This window comes from Candidatus Binataceae bacterium (assembly GCA_035294265.1).
In the GTDB taxonomy this organism is placed as follows: Bacteria; Desulfobacterota; Binatia; order Binatales; family Binataceae; genus DATGLK01.
Genome location: DATGLK010000085.1, coordinates 1 through 24,468, shown reverse-complemented (window position 1 = coordinate 24,468; position 24,468 = coordinate 1). Strand labels below are relative to the sequence as shown.

27 protein-coding genes are annotated in these 24,468 nt (G+C 62.1%); 11 read left to right on the top strand and 16 right to left on the bottom strand.

What is annotated here, in order from left to right:
• Positions 1-63 precede the first annotated feature (63 nt).
• Positions 64-768, top strand: coding sequence for a hypothetical protein (locus VKV28_13460; protein ID HLH77804.1), 705 nt, complete (start codon positions 64-66; stop codon positions 766-768).
• 21 nt (positions 769-789) lie between these two features.
• On the opposite strand, the gene VKV28_13455 is transcribed toward VKV28_13460, so the two are convergent.
• From VKV28_13455 to VKV28_13445, 3 genes are all read right to left on the bottom strand, one after another.
• Complete coding sequence (locus VKV28_13455) at positions 790-1,692, bottom strand: hypothetical protein (protein HLH77803.1); 903 nt, start codon at positions 1,690-1,692, stop codon at positions 790-792.
• A 48-nt stretch (positions 1,693-1,740) separates the two neighbouring features.
• Positions 1,741-3,033 carry a hypothetical protein gene (locus VKV28_13450; GenBank protein HLH77802.1) on the bottom strand — a complete coding sequence of 431 codons (1,293 nt, stop codon included), beginning with the start codon at positions 3,031-3,033 and terminating at the stop codon, positions 1,741-1,743.
• Positions 3,034-3,147: 114 nt separating this feature from the next.
• Positions 3,148-4,194, bottom strand: coding sequence for an LLM class flavin-dependent oxidoreductase (locus VKV28_13445; protein ID HLH77801.1), 1,047 nt, complete (start codon positions 4,192-4,194; stop codon positions 3,148-3,150).
• A 650-nt stretch (positions 4,195-4,844) separates the two neighbouring features.
• Between VKV28_13445 and crcB the strand changes: the two genes are divergently transcribed.
• A complete protein-coding gene (gene crcB / locus VKV28_13440; GenBank protein HLH77800.1) occupies positions 4,845-5,219 on the top strand; it encodes a fluoride efflux transporter CrcB in 375 nt (124 codons plus the stop codon).
• A gap of 206 nt (positions 5,220-5,425) precedes the next feature.
• On the opposite strand, the gene VKV28_13435 is transcribed toward crcB, so the two are convergent.
• Positions 5,426-5,866, bottom strand: coding sequence for a hypothetical protein (locus VKV28_13435; protein ID HLH77799.1), 441 nt, complete (start codon positions 5,864-5,866; stop codon positions 5,426-5,428).
• Positions 5,867-6,004: 138 nt separating this feature from the next.
• Here VKV28_13435 and hisC point away from each other — a divergent pair, with 138 nt between their 5' ends.
• Positions 6,005-7,105, top strand: a complete 1,101-nt coding sequence (gene hisC / locus VKV28_13430) for a histidinol-phosphate transaminase (GenBank protein HLH77798.1) — start codon at positions 6,005-6,007, stop codon at positions 7,103-7,105.
• A gap of 97 nt (positions 7,106-7,202) precedes the next feature.
• A complete protein-coding gene (gene pth / locus VKV28_13425) occupies positions 7,203-7,847 on the top strand; it encodes an aminoacyl-tRNA hydrolase (protein ID HLH77797.1) in 645 nt (214 codons plus the stop codon).
• Positions 7,848-8,063: 216 nt separating this feature from the next.
• Here pth and VKV28_13420 read toward each other — a convergent pair whose 3' ends face one another.
• The 3 genes from VKV28_13420 to lgt all read right to left on the bottom strand — a co-directional run bounded on the left by VKV28_13420 (position 8,064) and on the right by lgt (position 10,982).
• Positions 8,064-9,470, bottom strand: a complete 1,407-nt coding sequence (locus VKV28_13420; protein HLH77796.1) for a S41 family peptidase — start codon at positions 9,468-9,470, stop codon at positions 8,064-8,066.
• A gap of 61 nt (positions 9,471-9,531) precedes the next feature.
• Positions 9,532-10,119 carry a TlpA disulfide reductase family protein gene (locus tag VKV28_13415; GenBank protein HLH77795.1) on the bottom strand — a complete coding sequence of 196 codons (588 nt, stop codon included), beginning with the start codon at positions 10,117-10,119 and terminating at the stop codon, positions 9,532-9,534.
• Positions 10,116-10,982 (bottom strand): prolipoprotein diacylglyceryl transferase, encoded by an 867-nt coding sequence (gene lgt / locus VKV28_13410; GenBank protein ID HLH77794.1) that lies wholly within the window; start codon positions 10,980-10,982, stop codon positions 10,116-10,118. Before lgt ends, VKV28_13415 begins: the two co-directional genes overlap by 4 nt.
• 93 nt (positions 10,983-11,075) lie before the next feature.
• Between lgt and dtd the strand changes: the two genes are divergently transcribed.
• The 3 genes from dtd to VKV28_13395 are packed head-to-tail and all read left to right on the top strand — an operon-like array spanning position 11,076 to position 12,474.
• On the top strand, positions 11,076-11,522 hold the full coding sequence (gene dtd / locus VKV28_13405; GenBank protein HLH77793.1) for a D-aminoacyl-tRNA deacylase: 447 nt from the start codon (positions 11,076-11,078) through the stop codon (positions 11,520-11,522).
• 2 nt (positions 11,523-11,524) lie between these two features.
• On the top strand, positions 11,525-12,004 hold the full coding sequence (locus VKV28_13400; GenBank protein HLH77792.1) for a hypothetical protein: 480 nt from the start codon (positions 11,525-11,527) through the stop codon (positions 12,002-12,004).
• Positions 12,001-12,474 carry a tRNA (cytidine(34)-2'-O)-methyltransferase gene (locus VKV28_13395; GenBank protein ID HLH77791.1) on the top strand — a complete coding sequence of 158 codons (474 nt, stop codon included), beginning with the start codon at positions 12,001-12,003 and terminating at the stop codon, positions 12,472-12,474. The genes VKV28_13400 and VKV28_13395 overlap by 4 nt, the downstream gene beginning before the upstream one ends.
• Positions 12,475-12,478: 4 nt before the next feature.
• Here the strand turns inward: VKV28_13395 and VKV28_13390 are convergent, their stop codons facing one another.
• The 5 genes from VKV28_13390 to VKV28_13370 all read right to left on the bottom strand — a co-directional run bounded on the left by VKV28_13390 (position 12,479) and on the right by VKV28_13370 (position 17,657).
• Entirely contained in the window at positions 12,479-12,742 is a 264-nt protein-coding gene (locus VKV28_13390) for a hypothetical protein (protein HLH77790.1), read from the bottom strand.
• A gap of 88 nt (positions 12,743-12,830) precedes the next feature.
• Positions 12,831-13,736 carry an ABC transporter permease gene (locus VKV28_13385; GenBank protein HLH77789.1) on the bottom strand — a complete coding sequence of 302 codons (906 nt, stop codon included), beginning with the start codon at positions 13,734-13,736 and terminating at the stop codon, positions 12,831-12,833.
• The gene (locus VKV28_13380) at positions 13,729-14,778 is read right to left on the bottom strand and encodes an ABC transporter permease (protein ID HLH77788.1); all 1,050 of its coding nucleotides are present in this window, start codon (positions 14,776-14,778) and stop codon (positions 13,729-13,731) included. The genes VKV28_13385 and VKV28_13380 overlap by 8 nt, the downstream gene beginning before the upstream one ends.
• Before the next feature lie 20 nt (positions 14,779-14,798).
• Entirely contained in the window at positions 14,799-16,289 is a 1,491-nt protein-coding gene (locus VKV28_13375) for an ATP-binding cassette domain-containing protein (GenBank protein HLH77787.1), read from the bottom strand.
• Between the two features lie 27 nt (positions 16,290-16,316).
• Positions 16,317-17,657, bottom strand: coding sequence for a CCA tRNA nucleotidyltransferase (locus VKV28_13370; GenBank protein HLH77786.1), 1,341 nt, complete (start codon positions 17,655-17,657; stop codon positions 16,317-16,319).
• Between the two features lie 160 nt (positions 17,658-17,817).
• Between VKV28_13370 and VKV28_13365 the strand changes: the two genes are divergently transcribed.
• Both VKV28_13365 and VKV28_13360 read left to right on the top strand, forming a co-directional pair.
• Positions 17,818-18,288 carry a hypothetical protein gene (locus VKV28_13365; protein ID HLH77785.1) on the top strand — a complete coding sequence of 157 codons (471 nt, stop codon included), beginning with the start codon at positions 17,818-17,820 and terminating at the stop codon, positions 18,286-18,288.
• 72 nt (positions 18,289-18,360) lie between these two features.
• Entirely contained in the window at positions 18,361-18,831 is a 471-nt protein-coding gene (locus VKV28_13360; GenBank protein ID HLH77784.1) for a hypothetical protein, read from the top strand.
• 69 nt (positions 18,832-18,900) lie between these two features.
• Here VKV28_13360 and VKV28_13355 read toward each other — a convergent pair whose 3' ends face one another.
• From VKV28_13355 to VKV28_13340, 4 genes are read right to left on the bottom strand one after another with little or no spacing between them, the layout of a single operon-like run.
• Positions 18,901-19,758 (bottom strand): NAD(P)-dependent oxidoreductase, encoded by an 858-nt coding sequence (locus VKV28_13355; GenBank protein HLH77783.1) that lies wholly within the window; start codon positions 19,756-19,758, stop codon positions 18,901-18,903.
• Between the two features lie 4 nt (positions 19,759-19,762).
• Positions 19,763-20,824 carry an aromatic ring-hydroxylating dioxygenase subunit alpha gene (locus VKV28_13350; GenBank protein ID HLH77782.1) on the bottom strand — a complete coding sequence of 354 codons (1,062 nt, stop codon included), beginning with the start codon at positions 20,822-20,824 and terminating at the stop codon, positions 19,763-19,765.
• A gap of 51 nt (positions 20,825-20,875) precedes the next feature.
• Positions 20,876-21,064 carry a recombinase-like helix-turn-helix domain-containing protein gene (locus VKV28_13345; protein ID HLH77781.1) on the bottom strand — a complete coding sequence of 63 codons (189 nt, stop codon included), beginning with the start codon at positions 21,062-21,064 and terminating at the stop codon, positions 20,876-20,878.
• A 14-nt stretch (positions 21,065-21,078) separates the two neighbouring features.
• The gene (locus VKV28_13340; GenBank protein ID HLH77780.1) at positions 21,079-22,092 is read right to left on the bottom strand and encodes a dihydrodipicolinate synthase family protein; all 1,014 of its coding nucleotides are present in this window, start codon (positions 22,090-22,092) and stop codon (positions 21,079-21,081) included.
• Between the two features lie 370 nt (positions 22,093-22,462).
• Between VKV28_13340 and bioF the strand changes: the two genes are divergently transcribed.
• Positions 22,463-23,647, top strand: coding sequence for an 8-amino-7-oxononanoate synthase (gene bioF, locus VKV28_13335; GenBank protein HLH77779.1), 1,185 nt, complete (start codon positions 22,463-22,465; stop codon positions 23,645-23,647).
• Positions 23,644-24,468, top strand: an 825-nt coding sequence (locus VKV28_13330; protein ID HLH77778.1) for an aminotransferase class III-fold pyridoxal phosphate-dependent enzyme, incomplete at its 3' end; no start/stop codon positions are given. The genes bioF and VKV28_13330, both read left to right, overlap by 4 nt.

The following is a 24,468-nucleotide window of genomic DNA, read 5'->3' as shown; positions in this document are numbered from 1 at the left end:
CAATTATGCTGCCGATAGAACGATCGCGCGCTGAAACTTCAGCCTTAGGGGAGATTAGGAGCGATGGCGGCAAGAAGTTTGATAGTGGCTGGAGCATCCCTCGCGATGATGCTGGCGGCGCAGCTTGCGCTGGCGCAGTCCGGCAGCAACGGGATTTATGGAGGGTACGTCGGCAGCGACCAATGGATGCAAAACCAGAATGACATGGCCCGCGACCGGGTCAGGATGGACGCACTGCAGCGCGGTGGAGCGAGCGGCGGATGCAACCAGTTGCCACAGGGATGGGCGCGTGTCGACGCTACCGTTCATTTCCCGGCCAGTTACGGTGGCTATGCCGGGTGGGTGAACACTGCTGAACTACTGCCGGTGGGTCGCGACTTGAAAGCGTTTCTTGCCAGTCACAGCGTGACGGGTGCTTTCGTGCGGCCAGCGCTGCGCGCCAGCGCCAGCACCGTGACGACCAGGGTATGCGCCCCGGCTGGACAGAGGTTCTGGCTGATTGTCGATTCTGGCATGGCGCGTGTGGCGGTTGGACAACTCGCGATGGGCAGCGCGGGGGCCAGCGACACGGTCTCGCTGACTGCGCCGCCGCTGTCCAAATCGAACGATAGCCAGGCCAGGAGCGCGCCCTCCATCCGGGTGGCTCCGATCGCCACCAGTCCTTTCCAAAAGCCTGCAGTAGACAACTCTTGGAAAGCGCCGACCGTCGACGATAGCTGGAAGCCGCCCACTGTGGGGTCAGGCTTTGTGCCGCCTGGCAGTCGATAAGCCTATCTGGCGCTTGGATCGTTACTCGCCCAGGCCAAAGAGCTGAGGTGCCAAGAAGGTGAAGATTCCGTGGCCGGGATCGACCACGTAAATCTCTCCTTCCTTGGGGTTGAGCGCGATGCTGGAGGGATGGGATAGGCCGGTATCCACGCCTTTGATTATAGCTATCGGTGGCACGTCGCCGTTGGCGGTCTCCGACCATACTCCCACGAAGCCCGCCGGCGCTACCCAGCCCGAGGGTGGAATAGTTTTCAGCCCGGCCCGCGGACTGATGCCGTGGTAGGTCGGAATATGAGGGGTGAAGTCGTATTTGACATAGGTAGGGACCAAGCCCGCCGAGGTGTAAGTGGGAATCAGATCGGATTGCATCACGCTGACGAAGATCTCGCCCTTGTAAACCGCGGTGTGCCAGTCGCCCAAAATACCGGTTTTCGGGCCCACGATTTCGCGCAGCGGAGCGACGTCGCCGTCATCGGTGCCTCGAAACATGAAGATCGCCGGCCGCGAGCGGCTGATGGTGGGTTCCGAGCCCGAGACCACGATCACGTCATGCTCGGGGTCGTAGGAAACTCCCATGATCGAGCCCAGCCGCGTCTTGGGCCCGGCAATCTCCTGTACCGGCTTGACGTTGCCCTGTCCCAGCCAGGGATAGACTGTTACCGAGTGGCTGCCCAGATTAGCTACCAGGATGTGTTTGCGTACCGGATCGAGCGCGACCCCGCAGGGCTCCGAAAGCCTGGTGTCGGGGCCCTGGATATAGCGCAAGGGCGGTTGGTTACCGCTGGCATCGCCGGCAAAGGTCAGGATGGCGGCGGCGTGCGTGCTGGGGATGACGATTTCATCGCGCGCCGGATTATAAACCACGCCATGGATGGTTCGCGAAAGGCGGGTGTGGCTGCCCTGGATGGTACGCACCGGCTGCATGTCGCCGTTTGCCAGCCTGGCAAACGCGGCAAGACGCGGGTCGATGTTTCAATTGGGAACCAGTAACTGGTTGCGCTTGCTGTCGTAGCCCAGCGCCATCGTGCTGTTGGTCCCGACCACCGGAGTCCCTGGAGGGGCATTGCGAATGATCCGCTTGGGTGCCACATCGCCCTGTGCGTTGAGGTCGAAGGCTTCGCCTTGATGGCCGAAGTTGGCGACCCAGATTTCCGCGTGGCGGCTATCGATCGCGATGCCGGTGGGATTGCGAATCTCGGTGTGAGGGCCGTGAATTACGCGCAAGGGCGCCACGTCGCCATTGGCATCGCGAGCGAAGATGAGGACTGAGTTGTTGCCCAGATTGGCGACCGCGATCAGATTGTGAACAGTGTCCACTGCAATCGAGCGCGGCCAATCAAGCTGCGTCTTGGGCCCTTGAATCACCCGCAGCGGGGTAACATCGCCCTGGGCCAGCCCGGAATAAATGCGAATGGAGGGGGGACGGAACTCGGCCTTGAGGCGCGGCTCGTTCTGCGCCCCCTGCAAGCGGACCAGGTTGAGATCGCGGGCCGAATGCTTGCCGAAATCCCCCTCCCACCAGTTGCCGTCATTGGCCACGCCGATTTCATTGTGTTGCTGGTCCCAGAAGATCCCCCAGGGGACGGCCAGGCCGGTTTTCGCTCCCCATATGTAGCGTATGGGGTGGGTCAAGCCGGTCGCTCCCAGCCGAAAGATAGTTACGATGTCCACCGCGGTGGAAGAGACCGCGATCTCCTTTCGCACCTGGTTGATCGCTGCCGCAAAGGCGCCGTGGGGCACCGCCAGCGTGCGCGGAGTGGCGTCACCGCGGGCGCTGTAGGGAAAGGCCATGATACTGTCGCCGGTATCGGCGTTGAGGGTATAGACCTCGCGCCGCACCGGATCGACCAACACGTTGCCGATGGTTTCGCAGCGGGTGTCGGGGCCGATTATCTGGGTTAGCGGCTGGGTGATGCCATCTTCCACCACGTTGCCAGTGCGCCGATAGAGCAGCAGACTCTTGAGATTAAAATCGCTGAAGGCAACCACGTCGTGGTCGGAATCAACCGCTACCCCGCTGAACTCCGGGTAGTGGTCGATCACACAGCGCACCGGAGTGAGGTCGCCGCCCAGCAAGGCACGGTTGAGCGCGCTCTGAAGCGCCGACGGATGGCTCGAGCTGGCCGACTGGCCTACGTCGCCAGCCTGCGCCCTCGCCGGGGCAGCTAGGTCCGAAACGACGCTGAGAAGCAGTGAAGCCAGAGCGCAGATACCGGCCGCGATTCCCAGCCGTGACCTGGAGCGCAATCGTTTTGGTCTGCGCATCGTTTGCCTCCCTGACTGAGCCCGCCCGTTAACCATGCGCGCTACCACGAAGGCTGGTTTAGCGTCAAGCCGCACCCGCGCCGCGGTTTCGTCAGCAGCGCCAGGCTGGGCCGGCTAATCGTGCAGTCTGGGGATCACGTGCTTGGCGAACAGATCGAGCGAACGCTCAGCATATTCCAGAGGCAGGCCGCCGAAGCGAAAGGTACAATCGACCTGGGTAAAGCCCATCAATTCTTGACCGCGCTGCAAAATCTCGACGGCTTCCTGCGGCGTGCCGACCAAAATTCGGGAGGCCGCAATTAATTCGTCGATATTGTGGACGTCGCGGATTACTTTCTGCTCTTCTTCGATGTTGCGTTCGCCACGCATGCGGTCGATAGTGTGGGTGCTGGCCCCGATATAGCGATGAAGCGCTTGGGCGGCCAGCGCCTTGGCTTCCTGGCGATTGTCAGACAGGACGACCTGGTAATGGGCGGCGATTCGATAGTCATTGGGCGGATGGCCCGACGCACGCCACGCCTGGCGATAGACCTTGTTCAATCCAATCAGCGGCTCGACCCCGCGATAGGCCACCGTTAGGATGCCAAAACCCTGCTCGCCTGCCCATTTGAAGCTTTCCGGCGTGCCGCCGCAGGCCAGCCAGACCGGCAAGCGTGGTTTTTGCTGCGGGCGCGGCCAAAGCTGCAAATCCTTAGCTTGATAAAATGGGCCGTCGTGGCTGAAGTGCTCGTTGGCCCAAGCTTTGAGGATCAAGGCCAAGCCGTCTTTGAGCCGATCCTGCGAGTTCTCCATCGGAACATGAAATCGATCGTAATCGAAGGCCACGAAACCGCGCCCCACGCCGAGATCCACCCGGCCGTTGGACATCAGATCGATCATCGCCAACTGTTCGGCGATCTCGATGGGATTGTGCAAAGGCAAGACGATAATCGACGAGCCCAGACGCACCCGCTTGGTACGTTGGGCCAAGGCGGAGAGCATGGTCAGAGTGGAGGGGATGATGCCGCCATAAGCATCGAAATGATGCTCGTTGGCCCACAACGAATCGAAGCCCAACTCTTCGCTCTCGGCCAGCATATCGACGAAGTGCCGCATGAATTCGCCCAGGTCGCCATCGACGTCGGCAAAATAGGTGGGCAGGCAAAAATGTCCAAACTTCACAGCTTTTCTCCCATCATCTGGGCCCGCGTTGATGGCGACTGTCACGGCCAGAGAACCATCGAAGAGCGCAACAACGCATACATTTGACTGTCGTATCGCTCAACGCTGACCCCTTAACAATCCCCACAGGACCATTTAGCCCGATCCGCGGGTACATGCCAGAGTCAGGCTGACCCGCGACGCCCATTCCGCCACGGGCTCGAAGATCCTTGGTGCTATCCACTACCTAACATAGCGCGTAAGTTTGTTCGCAAGCGGGCTCGTCACCTTCCAGATTGCGGCAGAACTCGGGCCTGAGCGGTTTCGCGAAACTTGGCGAGGACAGGGCTCATGTTCACGGGAAGGGCCAAACAGGTTGCGGCGTTTTTCAGTGAGCGCGATTTCTATACAATCAGTCGCGCTACTCGGTGCTGATCTAGGCGCGGCGCGGAGCGGCGGGCTTCGGTGTTTCCAGCCCGATCCACACCTCGGCTGTGCGGCTGTCGATAGGTCTGTCGATGATGCTGGCCGTGGCCGAGCCGCTGCTCGCCTTGTCGGCGGAAAGGCGGATCAGATGGATGGCAGCGACGGTGTACGGGTGGGACTCATGGGGCGTAGCGAAATGATACGCGCGTTGCTGGCCTGACCTGCACGCCGAGGAATCGCGGACGATGTTGGCGGCTTTGCTGGTGGCGTTGGGAGGCGGGCTGGGCTCGATGGCGCGCTATCTGGTGGGAGGTTGGTTCGCTGCTCGCCTGAGCTCCAGCTTTCCCTACGGTACCTTCTTCATCAACGTTACCGGCAGCTTCGTAATTGCCTTTTTTCTGGCCTTTGCCGAGGACCGGGTCTGGCTGGGGCCCAATTGGCGGCTGTTCTTCGCGATCGGCGTGGTGGGCGGCTACACCACCTTCTCCACCTTTGAATTTGAATCGATTCGGCTCTTGCAGGACGGCGAGATGCTGGCGGGTGCCTTCTACATGCTCGGCAGCGTGGTATGCGGAGCGCTGGGCGCGGTAGCGGGATTGGTTTTGGGCAGTCGGCTCTAAAGCGCGGCCAGGTGGCGTGGCTCGTGGCGGCGCAGCCTTGGGACATTCCAGATACCCACTCCGTAAATCCCCTGGTCAGGGAACGGGGTTTGCAGAAAGAGAAGACCAAGGAAGCAAACCGTCTTTGACGCAGCGGCTGTTTTTATGCGGAAAGCCGACTTCGCGCAGGCCGAAAGGGTTTTTGGCCCCTGCTTAAAGCCGGTTTTTCAGGGGAACATCATAGAGCCCACCGGATTCCATTCGCCTCGCACTGGCACCTCGGAGTTGAGCAGTTGGTCAATCTGGGCCTGGTCGGGTGTTGGTGCGGAGGGTGCCTGCTCGCGCAGTTGTTTGTACCTTTCGTAGGCTGCCAAGCTGCCGATATACACACAATCGCAAAATTTGGTGTCGGGGAAATAATAGGTAAGCACACCTTTGCGCTCCAAGCTGTTAAAGCGCAACGGAGTCAGCCCCGCGATCGCCTGCTGCATCGCGGGCGTAATGGGTACCTGCTTGAAGCCGGCCTGGGCCAACATGGGTTCGAGCATTTGGACGCGCGAAGGGCGAACCGGCGGATTGATAACCGGCGGAGTAGTAAGAGTTTGAGCGCAGGCCGTAGCCAACCCCATCGCCGCCAACAGGACCAGTGATTTGGTTTTGCAAAACATCTGCAGCATCTTTAATGCTCCGCCGCACTTGCCGCAACCCGATCCCATTGCGGTTGCGCTGGCGTGCGGCTCTTTCCCCGGCGGCGCGCCTGTGGCACTTTGATTCGATGGTGCTGTTTAAGCGGGCCCGCCAGTTGCATGTTTCGTTCCGCGATTGAACGAATGGCGCCTTACCTGCCGGGAGAGCAACCCCGGCTCGGTGAGCGCCTGATCAAGCTTAACACCAACGAGAACCCTTATCCGCCCTCGCCCCGGGTGCGGCGCGCGATCGTACAGGCGGCCGTGGCCGAAAGTTTGCGGCTGTATCCGCGGCCGCGGGCCGATAGCCTGGTGGCAGCGGCGGCGCGCTATTACCGCCTGCCGGCAAACATGATTTTGGCCGGCAACGGCTCCGATGAGCTGCTCTCGATGCTGTTTCGGGCCACCCTGGACGCGGGCGATGTAGCGGCTTGGGCGGTGCCGACCTATTCGCTGTACGACACGCTGGCCGCGATTGCGGGCGCGCGGGTGATACGTGTCGAGCTGGGGCGCGATTTCGCCTTTCCCCTGCGCGCGCTGGCGCGCGCGCGCGCTCGGCTGACGATCGTGTGTAATCCCAACTCCCCCTCGGGGACGCTGGTGGCGCGCGAGGATCTGATCGAATTGGCGCGCCGACTGCACCCGCGCCTGTTGGTGATTGACGAGGCCTATGTCGACTTCGCCGAGCGCAGCTCGCTACGGCTGGTGCGAGCCTTGGACAACGTGGTGATCCTGCGTACGATGTCCAAGTCGTTCTCGTTGGCGGGGATGCGGTTGGGGCTGTTGCTGGCACCGCCGCCTCTGATCGAGCAGTTACTCAAAGTAAAGGATTCCTACAATTTAAATTGTCTGGCGCAGGCAGCCGGCGCCGCCGCCTTAAACGACGCCGCCTGGGCCTTGCGCAACGTGCAGCGGGTGCGGCGCACGCGGAGAATGACCGAGGTCGGGTTGCGCAAAATCGGCTTCGAAGTCCCTTCCTCGGCGGCCAATTTCGTGCTGGCGCGAATGACGGGAATTAAGCTTGAGGGGATGGCCGCGCAGCTGCGCCGGCGTGGCATCCTGGTGCGTTATTTCGATACTCCGCTGCTTTACGATTGCCTGCGAATTACCATCGGCAAACCTGCCGAAATGAAAATCCTACTCCGGGAGCTAACCGCCTTGGTCCCTGCGGCGCGTGCCGGCGGCGGCGCGGGTCGCGGGCGGTCAAGGGTGCGCGCTTGAGCCAAAAGTGCTACCGGCGAAGGACGCGCCCGCTGCTGCGGTGGCGCGTCCGCCGTCCTGCTTTACTGGAACCTGAGCGGAGCAGAAAACAGGTACGATGACCCTTCGGCGGTTGTTCCAATCTTTTCGCGCGCCGCGCGCGGATTCGGTCCAGGATTCGGAGCGAGGTCGGGAGCCGTGGCTGCTGGTGGGGTTGGGCAATCCTGGCGAGCGCTATGCCCACAGCCGCCATAACCTGGGTTTCCTCGCGATTGAGCTGATCGCCCACCAAGCCGCCATCAGCCTAGGCCAACAACGCTTCAAGGCGCGGCTGGGCCGGGGCGACTTCGGGGGCCATCCGGTCCTGTTGGCGCAACCGCAAACTTTCATGAATCTGAGCGGTGAGAGCGTGGTCTCCTTGCTAGGCTACTTCAAGCTGCCGCTGGGCCGCCTGCTGGTGTTCCATGACGACCTGGATCTGGAACCGGGAGTGGTGCGGCTCAAGCGCGGTGGTGGCGACGGCGGCCATCGCGGCCTGCGTTCGATTATCGAGTTGCTGGGCAACGCCAATTTCCTGCGTCTGCGCATGGGAGTAGGCCATGCGCCGCAAGGACGCGAACCGGTCGGCTATCTGTTGGAGCCTATGAATGCTGCCCAGATGGCCCAGATACAGCCGCAACTGGAGCGCGCGGCTCAGGCGGCGCGGGCGGTGCTCAATGATGGCGTGGAGCGAGCGATGAACCAGTTCAATCAGCGTGGTTAGCCGTGGCGCTCGAAGCGCGGCCTGACGGCCAGCTGGTTCGCCATTTCCGTGCGCCGAGGATGACGGGAAGCTTAGGTGCGACCGACCGCCTAGCCTTGAAACCCGCAACTGTGAGTCCGCGGGCAAGCGAGGGTAGCCGCACCTGATAAACCAGGCTAGAGCCCTGACAAGTGGCTGGGGGTGGTTGAGAGCGCTCCAGCTACCGCGGAATGATGCCTAGTTGCTGGCCGCCAGCTTATCTTCCTTGGCAAGTTGCGCCTTGTAGGTGTTCCAGTGTTTCAGCACGTTGATGGCGGCCTGCAATTGCACATCCTGCGGTTTGCCTTTGGCACCCGCCTTGCTCTGGTTCTCCGGCTTGGCCGGGACCACTTGGCCGCTATGCGGCAGACTCAAGCCACTGGTGGCCGGGCTCTTCTTTTGGCCGTTGATGAAGTGGTGGGGTAGATCGCTCTCGCGAATCTCTTCATCCTGGTCTGCGGTTCCCGCCGGCACTTCCATCGTATTGCTCGCCAACCGCGGCTCCTCCACCACCACATCGGGCGTGATTCCGACCGCCTGAATAGAGCGCCCGTTGGGCGTGTAATAGCGAGCGGTGGTCAACCGCAACGCCGAGCGATCATCCAGCGGCAGAATGGTCTGGACGGACCCCTTGCCGAAGGTCTGAGTCCCCACGATCACGGCACGATGATGGTCTTGCAGGGCGCCGGCGACAATCTCGCTGGCACTGGCGCTGCCGCCATTGACCAGCACGACCATCGGGTAGTCCACGAAATTGTCCTTCTTGTGCGACATGTATTTCTGTTCCTGACTCTGTCGCCGGCCTTGCGTATAGACGATCAGGCCGCCGTCCAGGAAATCATCCGCTATCCGCACCGCTTGATTGAGCAAGCCACCGGGGTCGTCGCGCAGGTCCAGCACCAGGCCCTTGATCTGGCCGTGATGCTCCTTTTCGTACTTGCTCATCGCTGCTTCCAGGTCTTCGTCGCTATGTTCCTGGAATGTGGTCAGATGGATATATTCATAGCCGCCCGGTAGCTGATGGGCCTTGACCGACTTTATCTGAATGACGTCGCGCTTCATCGTGACCGTGAACAGTTCGGGCACGCCGTCGCGATGCAAGGTCAGGCTTATCGGACTACCCTTGGGCCCGCGCATCGCCTTGACCGCGTCGGTCAGAGTCATGTCCTTGGTAAAGTCGTTGTTGATTTTGATGATCTCATCGTTGGGCTTGATCCCGGCCCGATATGCCGGAGTGTCCTCGATGGGCGAGACCACGGTCAGGACACCATTTTTGATCGTGATTTCGATCCCCAGGCCGCCGAAGCTGCCCCGGGTTTCGATTTGCAGGTCTTTATAGAGGTCCGGGGTCAGGTAGGCGCTGTGAGGGTCGAGCGAAGCCAACATCCCAGTGATCGCGCCGTTGATCAGATCCTTGGTAGAGACTGGCTCGACGTAATTTTTCTGTACGATCGCCAGCACGTTGGCGAAGGTCTCGAGTTGGTCGTAGGAGCTGTCGGGTAAGGCTTGAGCGCGGCGGACCGCAAGTTGGCCGACGATCAGCACGCACGCAACCACGCACAGAAGCCCTGTGATAAGCCACTTGTTTTTCTTTATGGTGGTCATTAAACAACCTGCGATAACTAACCTGCGATGAACAAAATCAGCTCTGGGCGAAGCGCCAAAGCTAGCTCTCCTTGCTGTTGAGCAGCTCGCCCAGCGCCTCGCGGATATCGTCGCGCGACCAGTCGAACCCGCCCACGTGATGAGCCACGATCCGCCCATTGCGATCGATGATAAAGGTCTCGGGTACGCCGGTAACGTTATAGGCGTCGCCGATCTGGTTGTCGGGGTCAAGCAGGACTTCAAAATGCAGATTATTCTGTTCGACGAACGGCATCACCACGGGACGCCCGGCGCGGTCTTCGCTGACTGCTAGCATGACAAAGTCGGGGCGCGACTTGAAGGCCTCGTAAAGTTTTTCCATCGAGGGCAGCTCATCGCGGCAGGGGCCGCACCAAGTCGCCCAGACATTGAGGAACACCACCTTGCCGCGCAAATTCTTGAGGGAGACTTCTTTGCCACTCAAGCTCTGTAAGCGGAAATTCGCCGCCAAGTCCCCCGCCGCAACTGGCGCCGAGCCGGTGGTACTGGCCATCACATCGGAGCTCTGTGGTGCCGCCACCGACGGCCGTGCCCACAGGCGCAGGCCCAGGGTGCCAATCCCCGCAACTACTAGAACCAAACCGGCCACCGATAGGATTTTGTACTTCATGGTTGCGATGCCCAGGCGGCCTCGCGCTGGAGTGCCGCAGGTTGTTGGGTGTACGACCAGGCGTATAATACCAAGCCGCCGATCACCATCAGAGCCGCGATCAGTTGCGCTTCGGATAGCCCCATCCACACCCGAGGATTGACCCGAATGAATTCCACCATGAAGCGGCTGGCTCCAGCCAAGATAAGGTAGAGATAAAACAGCCGCCCGTCCGGTTGCGAACGCTTGCGAATAGACCACAGGAACAGGCAAACCGCGGTATAAAGCAGCGCCTCGTAAATTGGCGCTGGATGGACCCGGACCCAGGGCGCGCAGCCATAATCGTTACAGCCCGGAGCCGCCACCAGCTGATTGGCATGATTGAGCGCCAGCACGCTACGTCCGGTCCAACCCACGATCGCATGCGGGTAGGACATCGCCCAGGGCAGCTTGGATTCCATGCCCCAGTCGCCGTCGCCCGACAGCAGGCAGCCCACCCGTCCCAGCGCCTGCCCGATCGCGATCCCCGGAGCCAGCGAGTCGGCCGCGACCAACCATTTGATCCCATAATGGCGCACGACCAGAAAGCTGACCGCGATGCCACCCATCAGGCCGCCAAACCACACAAAACCCGCACCGGAAAAGATGATGGTGCTGGGATGGGTGGCATATTGGGGCCAATTATCGATCACGTCGTACAGGCGCGAGCCTGCAATCCCGCCCAGCGCCGCCCACAACACCAGCATCGAGGCCTGGTCGGGATTCAAGCCGCGGCGCTTGAACTCGCTGGTGCAGATCAGATCAGCGGCGATGAAGCCCAAAGCCATCATCAAGCCGTAGCTGTAGACGGTGAGCGGTCCTATTCGAAACAAAACCGGCAGCATAGCGTTTCCCCTACTATAATATGCGGCCGGCGCTCTCACCAGACGGGTGTACTGGCCGGTGCGGCGCTGCTACATCATAAGTAAGACGGTCCGGTGCGAGCGGTTGTTCAAAGGGTAACACGGGCTCGGGTAAGCGTGGAAGGGCGCGGGGTGGGAGCCATCGGCCGAGGGCTGCTGGTCTTGCTTGGGGTGGCCAGCAGCGATCAGGAGGCCGATTGCCACGCCCTGGCTCGGCGCCTGCCGGCCTTGCGCATTTTCCCCGACCCAAACGGCAAGATGAACCTGGATTTGGTCGCCGCTGGCGGCCAGATGCTGGTGGTCTCGCAATTCACCTTGTTGGCCGATACGCGCGGCGGCCGCCGCCCCTCCTTCTCCAAGGCTGCTCCCGCCGAACAGGCACGCTCGCTCTACGAGCTGTTCATCGCCGCCTGCCGCGAACGCGGATTGGAAGTTGCGCACGGTCACTTTGGAGCAAAAATGGAGGTCGAGCTAGTCAACGACGGACCAGTCACCCTGATTGTGGACAGCAACGAGGCTTGACCGTGGGGCGGGCCGGCTTCTACCCGGTCGAATCGGGCCGGATCTCTTTTCGCCGCGATGGCTACTGGTACAGCGACGCGGAGCGTATCGACAATCCTCGCATCGCCCTGCTGTTCAGTCGCAGTTTGCGGCGCACACCCGACGGCAACTACCGGCTGCAGGTCGGCGACGAGCAGGCCGCGGTGACCGTCGAAGACACACCCTATGTCGTCACCGCCGTCGATATATCGGGCGGCGGCGAGGTGACGGTCACGCTCAACGACGGTAGCCGGGAAGAACTGGCCTACGATTCGCTGGAGGTGGGGACGGACAATGCGCTTTACTGCGCCGTCAAGCAGGGAGAATTTCGCGCGCTATTTTTGCGTCCAGCCTACTACCATTTAAGCCCGCTGTTTGTCGAGCAGAGCACGGGTGGCTTCGCGCTCCGCCTGCAGGGTCGGACTTATCCGATTCGCTCGGCTTCCGCCCCGTCATCGGAATGACGCCACTTCTTAACATAGTGCTGGTGCGTCCCGAGATTCCCCAGAACACCGGCTCGATCGCGCGCCTGGCGGCGGCTACCCGCGTACGCCTGCACCTGGTCGGCCCGCTAGGCTTTTCTCTGGAGGATCGCTACCTGCGGCGCGCCGGGTTGGATTACTGGCCGTTGGTCGATGTGCGCAGCTATGAAGATTGGGCACGGTTTTTAGAAGCGCATCGCGGTGCCCCAATGAAACTGTTTTCCGCCCGCGCCACTACGCCATATATCCACGCCGGTTATACCGCGGGCGATTACCTGCTGTTTGGCAGCGAGACCAAAGGGTTAGGGCCGGCGATGCTCTCAGCGGGGCTGGGCCCCGCCTTTCGGATCCCCATTTTCGAATCCGGCGTGCGCAGCCTCAATTTGGCCAATGCCGTTTCGATTGTGGTTTACGAAGCGCTGCGCCAGTTCGGTGCGCTCGATCGAAGCTGACGCTTCACTGGCGCGGACAAGTCGCGCATCCGCCGCTGGAACAGCCGCAACCGCCGCCCCGCGGCGCAGGCCTGATCTCATAGCCCAGATCCGCAACCGCTTCGGCGCCGACCCAGCGCAAATCATCCTGAAGCGGCCGATCGCAATGGGCACATTGGCGAACTTCCCGTCCATCGACCAGAACCACGCAAGCGATAACCTCGCGCGTGCACGAGGCGCAATAGGCGACCGGGAAACTGGGCGAAAAACTTTCAGACCGGGTAAGCATTCCTGGCATCCAGCCGGATGATAACTCACCAGCGCAGAAACACAACCCGTCATTTGCCAGCTTGGCGCTTACGCCCTCGGAGGCCACGTTACAGATAGGGCTCGCCCAGGGCGCTGGGTGCCCGGCCATGGCCACCCATCGGGGTCAACACTACTAGGGTGAGCAGATAGGGCAGGGCGAGAAAGAGCTGATAGGGCAGATGAGTACCGGCGGCTTGCAGCGTAAATTGCAAGGCCATCGCACCGCCAAACAAAAGCGCCCCAAGGGCGACGCCCGGCGCTGTCCATTGGCCCAAGATTACCACCGCCAGGGCGACGAAACCGCGCCCGGCCGACATCCCCTCCACGAAGGTATTGGCATAGCCCAGGCTGAGGTAGGCGCCGCTCAGTCCGGTCAGGACGCCCGAGATCATTAACGCCTCCCAGCGTAGGCGATACACGTTCATCCCTAGAGCATCGGCGGCCTGCGGCCTTTCGCCGGCCGCGCGCAAGCGCAATCCAAAGGGAGTCCGATTGAGGGCTAGGCTGGTGAGCGGGACCAGCACCGCGGCCAGATACACCAATGCGTTGTGATGGAACAGCGCCGGTCCCAGCATTGGCATGCGTGTTAAGGGCCCCAGCTCCAAATGAGGTAATCCAGCCACGGTGAAGGCGGTTCCGGTGGCGCTGAAGACGCGTCGATAAAGCACGCCGGTAAGACCCAGCGCGAACAGATCCAGTGCGGTACCGGCGACCACCTGATTGACCGCCAGATTGACCACCAGCACCGCCAGCAGGGCGCACATCAGCAGGCCGGTTACGATGGCGCCCACCAGCCCGATCAGAAGGCTATGGCCAAAATAGCCTCCCGCCATCGCGCTGAAGGCGGAAGCCAGCATGATCCCCTCGATCCCGATATTGATGACCCCGCTTTGCTCAACCACCAGCTCGCCTAGGGCGGCCAAGAGCAGGGGCGCGGCCATCGCGATGGTCGAGCTGACAAACGCCTCAAGCATTGACCGCGGGCTCGGCCGAGGAAGTTTGAGAAGCTTGAGCGCTCGAGGGCGCGCGGCGTAGAACAGGGGTGTCAAAGGCAAGCAGGAGAAAGATAACGACCGCCTGGATCACCTGGACCAGCACTGGGGAAATTCCCAGCACTCGTTGGATCGATTGCGAACCGTTGTCCAGAGCTCCGAAAAAACCAGCGGTCAATACGACCGCCAATGGATTGAGCCGAGCCACTAAGGCTACGGCGATAGCCTCGTAGCCCCACCCCGGCGAAAAATTTTCGTACAAGCGGCCGCTGATCGCCGATATTTGAACCGCGCCGCCCAGGCCGGCCAGCGCGCCCGACAGCGCCATCGTGGCGAGGGTGACCCGGTTCACCCCCAAGCCATAAAAAGCCGCGGCGCGCGCGTTTTTGCCCACCGCCCGCAGCTTGAAACCCGCTTCGGTCCGATACAGCCAGATCTCGCAGCCAACCGCCATCAGCAGCGCCAGCACCAGCCCAAAGTTGAGCTGGCTGGGAGCAAAATAGAGGTCAAGCTGCGCCGCCGGCGCGATTGGCGCGCTCACGGGCAGCGCGCGCGAGGGCTCCATCAGCGGCCCATGCACGGCCCAACTGACCGCCTGGATCGCGACATAGTTGAGCATGATGGTGCTGATGACTTCGTTGACCCGGTAGCGGGTTTTGAGCATTCCGCATAGGCCGCTCCACAAGGCGCCGGCCAGCGCGCCGGCCAACAGCAGCGCCGTGACCGCGAGCAGATGAGGCCAACCAGGCAGATGCAGACCCAGGGCGCAGGCGGCCATCGCGCCCACCAGAAGCTGGCCATCGGCCCCGATATTCCACAGCGCGCCGGTAAAAGCGACGCTGACCGCCAGGCCGGTGAACACCAGCGGCATCGCCTTGGTCAGGCTGTCGGTGACTGCCAGCCAGCTTCCGGCCGCGCCCTCCAGCAGGGCGGCGAAGACCGCTAGCGGCGCGATCCCCACCGCCGCCAAAGCCAGCCCCACCAGGAGCAAGGCCAACGCGATCGCCGCCAGCGGCCCGCGCAAAGCTATCCAACTACGGTAAATCAGGCGGATGCTCCGGCCATCAGCAGGCCCATTCGTTCGGGATGCCGTTGCTGGGGGGCGACTTCGGTCAGGACGCCGCGACTCAGTACGGCCACGCGATGGCAGCAATTGAGGACCTCATCGAGGTCCGTGGAGAAGAGCAGGACCGCCCCGCCTTGGGCGGCGAAATCGCCGATTACGCGATGAACGGCGGCGGCCGCGGCGACATCCAGGCCGCGGGTCAAATCGTGAGCGACCAGGACCTTGGGCGCGGTGGCCACCGCGCGCGCCACCATCAGGCGCTGGCGATGACCGCCGGAGAGCGCGCCGGCCGTCAGCCGCGGCCCGGGCGCACGGATCTGAAAGCGTTCGATCAAGGCCTGGCACAGTCCCATCACCCAGCCGCGATCAATTAAGCCGTGCCGGCGCGCGCGCCGGCGCAGCACCGCGGCCAGGAGTAGATTTTCCCACAGTGGAAAATCCAGGATGAGTCCGTCCAGGTCGCGGTTTTGCGGCAGCACGGCGATTTCCTCGCAGCCGCCGGCCGGCAGCGGGCGGCCGTTCAGCAGGATGCGGCCGGCGGTAGGACGATGCAAACCGGCCAGGGTTTCGACAAACTCGCGCTGTCCGTTGCCGTCAACTCCGGCCACTCCGAGGATCTCACCGGAATCGAGCCGCACAGAGACGCCCTTGAGGGACGCGCGGCCGGCCAGCTCCAGGCTTAGCGCCTCCAGCCGCAAGATCTCCCGCGGAGGAGTGGGCGCGGGGGTATTCAACGGCTGCTGCGCGGGCACGATTTCGCCCACCATCGCGGCGGCCAAGCGCGCCTCGCTGATCTCTGCCGGGCGAGTACGCATCACCACCTGCCCCGCGCGCAGGACCGTCACTCGATCGGCCACCGCCAGCGCCTCGGGCAGCTTATGAGTAATCAGGATCACGATCCGACCGCTGCCGCGCAGCTTGCGCAGCAAGTCGAGAAATCCGGCCAGTTCGTGCGGCCCCAACAGGCCGGTGGGCTCGTCCAGGATCAGCACCCTGGGATCGAGACTCAGGGCGCGCAAGATCTCTAGCCGCACCCGCGCGGCGACTGAAAGAGTTTCGATCAGGGTGCTATCGAGGGGCAGTTGGAAATCCAACTCGGCGGCCATTCGCGCAGCGGCGGCTGCCGCTGCGCGGGCCGCGCGCCCGCCGCGCCATAAAGCGCCGGCAATCAGATTATCGGCCACCGTAAAGCGCTCGAACAGCAGTGGGCTTTGATGGACCAGGGCGATTCCGGCGGCCAAGGCGGCTTTCGCCGATCCCGGTCGCAGGGTCTGACCGGCCAAGGTGATTTCACCCGAATCAGGGCGTATTCGGCCCGCGATCAGGTTCATCAAGGTGCTCTTGCCGGCGCCGTTTTCGCCCACCAGGGCGTGGATCTCACCCGGTTCGGCGACGAAGTCCACCCCTTGCAGGGCCAGGGTGGGACCAAAGTGCTTGGTGATCGCGACCGCACGCAGGACAGCTTCCATGGTTGGCTCCCGGCCGGTGACGGCGACTCAGCTTGGGCTGGGGCCGCCGTGCTGGCGACGGACGTAAGCCAAGGCCTGTTCGCGATTGCGCAATTGGCCATCGAGCTGCAAGTCCTCGACCTCGCGCAAAATTGTCTTGAAGCGAGGCCCTGGAGTAAAACCCAACTCGATCAAGTCGCGACCGTTGATAAGCCGCGCCTCGCGCAGTTCCTGGGGTTGGCGCGCGGCCAGCGCCCGACGGCAGAAATGGTAGAACCCCAGATAGCTATTGGAGGCCAGCGCGTCGTACCAGGACAATTCAAGCAGCTCCTCGAACCCATCCTCGGCCAGCATGCGCTTGAGCGTCGATGGGCGCATCCGAGGCGCCATGGTAAGGCGCAGGTGGTAGCGCACCAGATAGGCCACTCTTTCCTGGACAAAGCGCGAGCGCTTGAGACGCTGCAGAATCGCGCTAGCCATCTCAGCGCCGCGTTCGGTATGTCCATAAAAAGTGACCTTACCCTGGCTCTCGGCTCGGCAGGGAGGTTTGGCAATATCATGAAACAGCAGGCCAAAAGCCAGGGTCTCGCTGCAACCCTGCTCCAGCATCGAGAGTGCCAGCAGGGTGTGGCGCCAGACGTCACCCTCGGGGTGGAAATTGGCGGGTTGAGCGCATTGCGCCAGTGGCTCCAATTCAGGGAGGATCTCATGCATCAGGCCGCATTGGCGCAGTAGCTCCATCCCACGCGCGGCGCTGCCCTCGGTCATGATCATGACCAATTCGTCGCCGATTCGCTCGGCCGAAACCGCACCTATCGCGCTTGCATGAGCGGCGATTGCGGCCCAGGTGCGCGGCTCGATCTCGAAGCCCAGGCGAGCAGCGAAGCGCACCGCACGCAACATTCGCAGCCGGTCTTCGGCAAACCGCTCGGCGGGATCGCCGATCGCGCGCACGATCCCAGCGCGCAAATCGGCGCGGCCGCCGACCAGATCGATGACCTCGTCCGTCAGCGGATCGTAATACATCCCACCGATGGTAAAGTCGCGTCGTGCCGCGTCCTCGGCCAGCGTGCCGAAACGCACTGCCGAAGGGCGCCGGCCATCGAGGTAGGGCGCGTCGGCGCGAAAGGTGGCAACTTCGAACGGCGTCCCCTCGCTAACCACCACGATTACACCAAAACGGGCGCCTACCGCGACGGTATTAGGAAACAGCCGTTGGATCACCTCGGGGCGCGCGTTAGTGGCGATATCGTAGTCCTTGGCCTCCACTCCCAACAGGCGATCGCGTACGCAGCCCCCGGCGAAATAGGCGTCAAACCCCTGCTCGCGCAACTGTCGCACCAAGCCTATCGCCTTCCTTTTCTTGTCGGGTTGGGGATTAGCGGACATGATCAACCACTTCGAAGTCTAACCCGAGCCGCACCAGTCTGGCCAGAAGCCACAAATAATTCTGCCGACTTTCGCTAATTTGGCTTTGACGGTGCATCATATATCTGCTACAAACAGCCGCTAAAGTCTCTTAACCCACTGCATACGGGGGAGAGGAATAATGGTGGCGAGACAACTTAAGGGTCTAGGCATATCTGCGATTGTGGGGTTCGCGCTGCTGTTTGCCGCGGTGCCAGGACAGGTAAGGGCTCAGGAACGGGGCCATGTTGCGGTTCAGATGACCGGAGGGCGGGTTACCACGGGGCGGTTGGAATTTCGGCAATACTGCGCGCCCTGCCACGGGACGAATGGGACGGGAGATGGGCCGATGGCCGATCAGCTCAAGACCAAGCCCGCGGACTTAACCCAGCTTTCAGCCACGCATGGCGGCAAATTCCCAACCAAGTACGTGTATGACACTATTACCGGCGTCCAAGTAACCAAATCGCACGGCACGCGCGAGATGCCGATTTGGGGCCAAGTGTTTTACACTGGAAACCTGGCCGGCGGACAACGCCCCCGCACCCCAGCCGCGGTCAAACGCTATATCGATCCGATCGTGTCTTATATTGAATCGATTCAAGCCAAGTAGACAAGTAGATATGATGAGGCAGCGCAAGCAAGCTTGGCCGACTCCTTTAACCATCGCACGGAGATGAGGCAAATGGTGGCATATCAACTTAAACGACTGGGCGGACCCGCGCTAATCGCACTGGCGTTGCTGGTTGCCGCTGCACTCCCGACACCAGCGCTAGCTCAGGCTGGCCACGCTCCGGTGCAGATGACCAGCGGACGGGTTACCACGGGGCGGCTGGAGTTTCGGCAATATTGCGCGCCTTGCCACGGAATGAGTGGGACGGGAGATGGGCCGATGGCTGATCAACTTAAGACCAAGCCTGCCGACCTGACCCAGCTTTCGGCCACGCATGGCGGCAAGTTCCCAACCAAGTACGTGTATGACACCATCACCGGCGCCCAAGTAAGCAAATCGCACGGCACGCGCGAGATGCCGATTTGGGGACAGGTATTCCGCACGGGCAATATTCGACCCGGGCAACCCCCGCGCACGCCGGCTGCCATCCGGCGCTACATCGATCCAATTGTCGCTTATATCGAATCGATCCAAGCTAAGTAAGCGTTCGCTCGGAATTCTTCATCGACAAAGGCGGTAGGCCATTGGTCAGCCGCCTTTGTCGTTTCCCGCTCAGGACTTGCGCAGGAAGAGTGCGCTCATGTCCTGGTCGGCGAAACCCGCCTCGGCGGCGGCGCGAAAGGCGCGCAGCGCGGTCTGAAAGATGGGTGCATCATAGTTCTGCTCGCGACATAACTCGGCGCCCAGCCCCAAATCCTTGAGCACTCGCTTCACCTGAAAGCCGGGTTTGAGGTCGCCGGTTTCCAGATGGCGTTCCCAGCCGGTCATGAGCGGAGAGCCCGCGACCGAGGTGCGCAAGACTTCAACCAGCTCGGGAATATCTAGGCCACAATCGCGCCCGAGGCCGGCAGCCTCGCAAAACAGCGCGACGTAGGACAGGAATACGATTTGGTTGATCAACTTGGCCACGTTGCCACTGCCCAGCGGTCCTAGATGATGGATCCCCTTGGCCAAGCAACGTAGCACCGGCAGTGCGGCCTCGAAATCGGCCCGCTCGCCGCCAATCATCGCGGTCAGCGTGCCCCGTTCGGCGGGTCCGACCCCTCCGCTTACCGAGGCGTCGATGAATTTCACGCCGTGCTGCGCGCATCGGCGCGCTAATTCGCGGCTCTGAGCCGGGCCGATCGTGCTGGTCTCGATAACCAGGGTCCCCGCGCGAGCGCCTTGCAAAACGCCGTCGGCACCGGTGATCGCGGCCTCGACTTCGGGCGGGCCGGGTACGCTGGTAACGACAAAATCGACCTGCGCGGCGAGCGCGGCGGGCGTGGCGCAAACCGTGGCACCAGCGCTTACCAGCGCAGGATAGTTGGCCGGACTGACATCGTAGATAAAAACCTTGTTGCCCCCATCCACCAGCCGGCGGGCCATCCGGCTGCCCATCCGGCCCGTCCCTATACATCCGACATTCACGGCCCTAGCCCTCCTGCCCCAAAGCCGCCATGGCGGCGGCCTGCTCCGGTCCGGATGCCGAAATTCCCAGTTGACGCATCGCTTCGGCTCGCAGCATGCGGCGCATGCGAATCACGGCGGTATCGGTTTGGAACAGTCGTTCGCGCGTCCGCGCTGCAGGCGGAATCGCCTCCAGCAGCACCCGGTCTTGCTCGACCACCTCGTCGTTGCGCTGCTTGAGGCGGTTTTTGTACATGAAGCGCCACAGATCACGCTGCCAACCCGAAACTTTGCGCGTACGCCAGAGATTTACCAGGGTCGCGTCGCGATCGATAGGCGTGGGATGGCCTACGATAAAGAAGGAACCACCACCGAACGCCGGCGGATAGGGTACTTCAGTGCGAATCCAGAAACTGTTACCGGGATGGAATATCACCTCATGCCAATCCAGGTTTACACCGCGCTGATTGTCGCGATAGGTCTGGAACCCGTGAGCAGTGGGCTCGACCTTGAGCACCGTGTCCTTGCGCCCACGATCCAGCGTAAAGGTTCCGGTATGCAGATAACTGCCGTGAACCGGATCGGTGCGATTGTCCATCGTCACTTGCCAGTTGCAGCGCCAGACCGCGGCGTACAAAAACTGATCCCACTGGGGCGAGGTCAACTCCTCGGGGAAAATCGGTTCGGGGGCCTCGGCATTGGGATCTTCGGCGAAATAAACGAAGATCGCGCCGGCCTGCTCCCGCACCGGGTAGTTGCGCACCAGTTTCTGCCCAACCATCGGGCAGCCCGGTGAGGGCGGGACCGCGGCTACGATCCCGGCACCGGTGACTTGCACCCCGTGATAGGGGCACATCACGTTGCCTTGGACCACCTGGCCCAACGACAAGGGGGCGCCGCGATGCGGACAGAAGTCCTCCAGGACATTGAGTTGCCCCTGATCGCCGCGCCAGAGCACCAAGTCGCGTTGTAAGCGGCGCAGGGCCACCGGCCGATCGGTAACCTCGCTTGAGCGCGCCACCTGGTACCATAGGTTGAGCAGCCCGCTCTCCAATCGCTCCTCGACCGTCGTAATAGTCGTAGCCATCGATTGTCTCCAGAACCAGGCGGCACGCTGGCGGGAACCGCCCGCCACTCCTTAATTGCCCAGCCGCCTGAGCTCCGCCGCCAGCAATTCGGCCGTCCACGCCTGCCCGTTGGGCCCACGCACGTTGCCCTCGTTGAGCCCGCGCGCGAAGTCCTCCAGCGTGGCGGTTCCCTTGGAGAGCAGCGCCTCCAGGGCGTCGCCCAGCAGGTCTTCGTAAGTCTTGGTCGAGATCAGCCCCATGGAAAAACTCCGGTCTACTCGGGATTGCGCCCCAGATAGAAATCAGCCGGGGCTTCGTCGGCCACGGTAAAGCCCGAGCGAGTCAACGGATCGCGCACAGCGCGCATCTGGGCGTCAGTCAGCTTCATCACTGGCTGGCGCATCGGCCCGCCGTTATAACCTTGCAGCCAGGCTTGGTACTTCCACAGGTAGCGATGGATGAAATTGGCGCCGCCGAAAGTGGCCTGAATCGCGACACGGGCCGCGCGGGCAGGATTGATACCCCAATATATTTCCATCGCGCGGTCGAAATGGCCCTGGTTGAGCAGGCCGAAGTATTCTGGTACCGCGCCGCCCCAGTACTCGTAATTGCTGGTGCCCATCCATTGCTGGCCAAAGAGTTCCACGGTCAGCGGCGAATGGGCCTCCAGGGGATCGGAGAATAGGACCCGCTGTCCCTTGAGCATCTTCCACATCTCGTAATCGCCGGCAATTCCAGGACGCCCGACCTCGTATTTGATGGCGACCACGTTGGGCAAGGCCGCCGCGCGCGCCAGCGCGCGGGGCGGATAGCCGCTGGGATGCAGCCGGCTGAAGTTCCAGTGGGAGGCGGCAAACAGCACCACCGCCAGATTGGTGTGGTTGCAGACGTGGGCCAGATAGTCGTAGAGCTGCTCTTCACTTTTGGGGTAGAAGGAATTGGGATGGCCCAGCAACAGCCCTTCCATCCCAATCGCTTCGGCATCGCGCGCCATCGCGATTATGTCTTCGGCAGTGTCGAAGGTGCCGTGCATCAGGAAGCGATGGCGTCCCTTGGCCTCATCCACCGCGATTTCCATGAAGCGGCGATATTCCGCCGCGGTGGTGGCACATTCGGACACCAACAGGGCGCCCCAAAAGCCATGCTCGATATTGCGCCGCACGTCATGGCGAATCGCTTTCTCGTTGAGCCGTTTCAAGTCGGCGCTGAAGCTGGGTAGGATGACGTTGCACACCCCGCGCCAATTGGCTAGCGCGTGATCTTTGGCATGAGCCTTGGTGTAATTCATCGCATCGTCCTCCCGTAAAGTTCGGCTGACCCAAGCGCGATCGCCAGGCTTAGCGGTCAACCCCTAACACACACCGGTAAAAACGGAGCATCGCATGCTGCCGCTCTTAGTTCAAGAATGGCGATAATTTCGCCGCTGCCGGAGGCTGTCCAGCCGCGCCTTTTGCTGGGTTCCACGCCGCCTTTGGCGCAGACGGTGTAAGCGGCTATGCTGGCCTTCAGCAGGACAGCGAAAAAAATCTGTTCTGAAGATAGTCCCGGCGAGGTTGACAGCAGCCGCCTGCATAAGTGGCGGCGCTTTCCTTAATCATCAAGGCATTGCCAGGGGGAGATGCAAGAGGGGGGCCGGCTTGAGATCGACCATGCTTGAGATGGGTTCATTCGAACAGCAACTTGAACTTGAACTTGAAGATCTGCGAGCGGCCGCGCTGCTGCGCCGGCTGCGCCCGCTTGCAAGTGCGCACGGTCCACGGGTCAGTTACCAGGGCCGAACCGTTATCATGCTATCTTCCAATAACTATCTAGGGCTAGCCGCCGAACCCGCGCTCAAGCGCGCTGCCACCGGCGCGATCGAACGCTGGGGAGTGGGCGCCGCGGCATCTCGCCTGGTCGCGGGCAGCCTGGAATTGTGCCGCGAACTGGAACAGCGGCTGGCGCGCCTTAAGGGCACCCAGGCGGCGCTGGTGTTCGGCTCCGGTTATCTGGCCAATATCGGCGTTATTCCCGCTTTGGCCGGGAGCAACGATATTATTTTGAGCGACGAACTCAACCACGCCAGCCTGATCGATGGATGTCGCCTGGCGCACGCCACGGTGCGCGTTTACCGCCATCGCGATCTCGACCACCTAAAAGTTTTGCTTCAAGATGCGCGCGGTGCCCGCCGCCGCCTGATTATCACGGACTCCGTCTTCAGCATGGACGGCGATGTGGCACCACTGGCCGACATCGTGGAGCTGGCCCGTCGTTTCAACGCCGCGGTCATGATCGATGAGGCCCACGCGGTCGGCGTCCTCGGCCCGGGCGGAGCCGGGCTGGCCGCGGCCCTGGGGTTGCAGGCGCATATCGACGTTCAGATGGGGACCTTGAGCAAGGCGTTGGGCAGCTACGGTGCCTACGTGGCGGGCTCGGAGCGGCTAGTCGAATTTCTTATCAATCGCGCCCGCGGTTTCATCTATACTACCGGCTTGGCGCCGGCGATGGCCGCGGCGGCAAGCGCCGCACTCGAACTGCTTGAGCAACAACCCGAGCGCATCCGGCAACTGTGGGACAACGCCGCGTATTTGAAGGAGCGGCTTAAAGATGCCGGGTTTACCGTGATGGCCACCGATACTCCCATTCTCCCGGTGCTGATCGGATCCGCCCAAGCCGCGCTGGATTTGGAACAAGCTCTGCTGGCGCGCAACGTCTTTGTGGTCGCGATCCGTCCTCCCACCGTACCGCCGGGTACGGCACGCCTGCGCGTGACCCCCATCGCCACACACAGTCGCCAGGATCTCGAGCAGGCAGCGCAGGCTTTCACCCAATGCGCGCGCGAGCTGGGGTTAAACCAGCGATGAGCCAAACCGCCGACACCAACCGCCTGGCCGCCGCCGATCAGCGCTATCTGTGGCACCCGTTCACCCAAATGCAAAGTTGGATGGCGCAGGAGCCTCTGATTATCGAACGCGCCGAGGGCAATTATCTCATCGATACCAAGGGCCGGCGCTACCTCGATGGGGTCGCTTCGCTATGGTGCAACGTCCATGGCCATCGTAAACCAGCCCTGGACCGAGCCTTGATGGAGCAAAGCGCCAAGGTCGCCCACTCCACGATGCTGGGGTTGACCAATGTACCGGCGATCGAGCTGGCCGAGCGACTGATCGGTCTGGCGCCTAAGAGTCTAACTCGAGTTTTCTATTCCGATTCGGGTGCCGAGGCGGTGGAAGTTGCGCTACGGATGGCGGTCGAGTATTGGCACCATCGCGGTCAGCCCGAGCGCTCGCGCTTCGTTACCCTGACCGATTCCTACCATGGCGACACCCTGGGCGCCGTCAGCCTGGGCTACAACCATCTCTTTCATCGCCCTTTGCGCGGCCTGCTGTTTGAGGCCTTGAAGCTCCAGCCGCCACACGTCTTGCGCCTATATCAGGGGATGGAGCCGCAGGCCGCCGAAGTCGAGGCCCTGCGCCGGGCACGGCAGCTCTTTGAGCGCGAGGGCGAGCGGGTAGCTGCCCTGGTCGTGGAACCGTTGATGCAGGGAGCGGCCGGAATGTGGGCCCATTCGACACGCTTCCTAAGCGAACTGGCGACGACGGCGAGGGAAGCTGGTGCGCTGGTTGTCGCCGACGAGGTTGCTACCGGGTTTGGACGCACCGGCGCGATGTTTGCTTGCGCGCAT

Bases quoted from the DNA above. Each gene is read 5' to 3' on its own strand.
- VKV28_13435 (HLH77799.1), bottom strand. From the start codon at position 5,866: ATGTTTTGCAAAACCAAATCACTGGTCCTGTTGGCGGCGATGGGGTTG.
- VKV28_13360 (HLH77784.1), top strand. From the start codon at position 18,361: ATGGTGGCATATCAACTTAAACGACTGGGCGGACCCGCGCTAATCGCA.
- VKV28_13460 (HLH77804.1), top strand. From the start codon at position 64: ATGGCGGCAAGAAGTTTGATAGTGGCTGGAGCATCCCTCGCGATGATG.
- VKV28_13450 (HLH77802.1), bottom strand. From the start codon at position 3,033: ATGCGCAGACCAAAACGATTGCGCTCCAGGTCACGGCTGGGAATCGCG.
- VKV28_13390 (HLH77790.1), bottom strand. From the start codon at position 12,742: ATGCTTACCCGGTCTGAAAGTTTTTCGCCCAGTTTCCCGGTCGCCTAT.
- VKV28_13350 (HLH77782.1), bottom strand. From the start codon at position 20,824: ATGGCTACGACTATTACGACGGTCGAGGAGCGATTGGAGAGCGGGCTG.
- VKV28_13370 (HLH77786.1), bottom strand. From the start codon at position 17,657: ATGTCCGCTAATCCCCAACCCGACAAGAAAAGGAAGGCGATAGGCTTG.
- VKV28_13340 (HLH77780.1), bottom strand. From the start codon at position 22,092: ATGAATTACACCAAGGCTCATGCCAAAGATCACGCGCTAGCCAATTGG.
- bioF (HLH77779.1), top strand. From the start codon at position 22,463: ATGGGTTCATTCGAACAGCAACTTGAACTTGAACTTGAAGATCTGCGA.
- VKV28_13375 (HLH77787.1), bottom strand. From the start codon at position 16,289: ATGGAAGCTGTCCTGCGTGCGGTCGCGATCACCAAGCACTTTGGTCCC.
- VKV28_13455 (HLH77803.1), bottom strand. From the start codon at position 1,692: ATGCAGCCGGTGCGTACCATCCAGGGCAGCCACACCCGCCTTTCGCGA.
- lgt (HLH77794.1), bottom strand. From the start codon at position 10,982: ATGCTGCCGGTTTTGTTTCGAATAGGACCGCTCACCGTCTACAGCTAC.
- VKV28_13420 (HLH77796.1), bottom strand. From the start codon at position 9,470: ATGACCACCATAAAGAAAAACAAGTGGCTTATCACAGGGCTTCTGTGC.
- VKV28_13415 (HLH77795.1), bottom strand. From the start codon at position 10,119: ATGAAGTACAAAATCCTATCGGTGGCCGGTTTGGTTCTAGTAGTTGCG.
- VKV28_13385 (HLH77789.1), bottom strand. From the start codon at position 13,736: ATGCTTGAGGCGTTTGTCAGCTCGACCATCGCGATGGCCGCGCCCCTG.
- VKV28_13345 (HLH77781.1), bottom strand. From the start codon at position 21,064: ATGGGGCTGATCTCGACCAAGACTTACGAAGACCTGCTGGGCGACGCC.
- VKV28_13395 (HLH77791.1), top strand. From the start codon at position 12,001: ATGACGCCACTTCTTAACATAGTGCTGGTGCGTCCCGAGATTCCCCAG.
- crcB (HLH77800.1), top strand. From the start codon at position 4,845: ATGTTGGCGGCTTTGCTGGTGGCGTTGGGAGGCGGGCTGGGCTCGATG.
- hisC (HLH77798.1), top strand. From the start codon at position 6,005: ATGTTTCGTTCCGCGATTGAACGAATGGCGCCTTACCTGCCGGGAGAG.
- VKV28_13365 (HLH77785.1), top strand. From the start codon at position 17,818: ATGGTGGCGAGACAACTTAAGGGTCTAGGCATATCTGCGATTGTGGGG.
- pth (HLH77797.1), top strand. From the start codon at position 7,203: ATGACCCTTCGGCGGTTGTTCCAATCTTTTCGCGCGCCGCGCGCGGAT.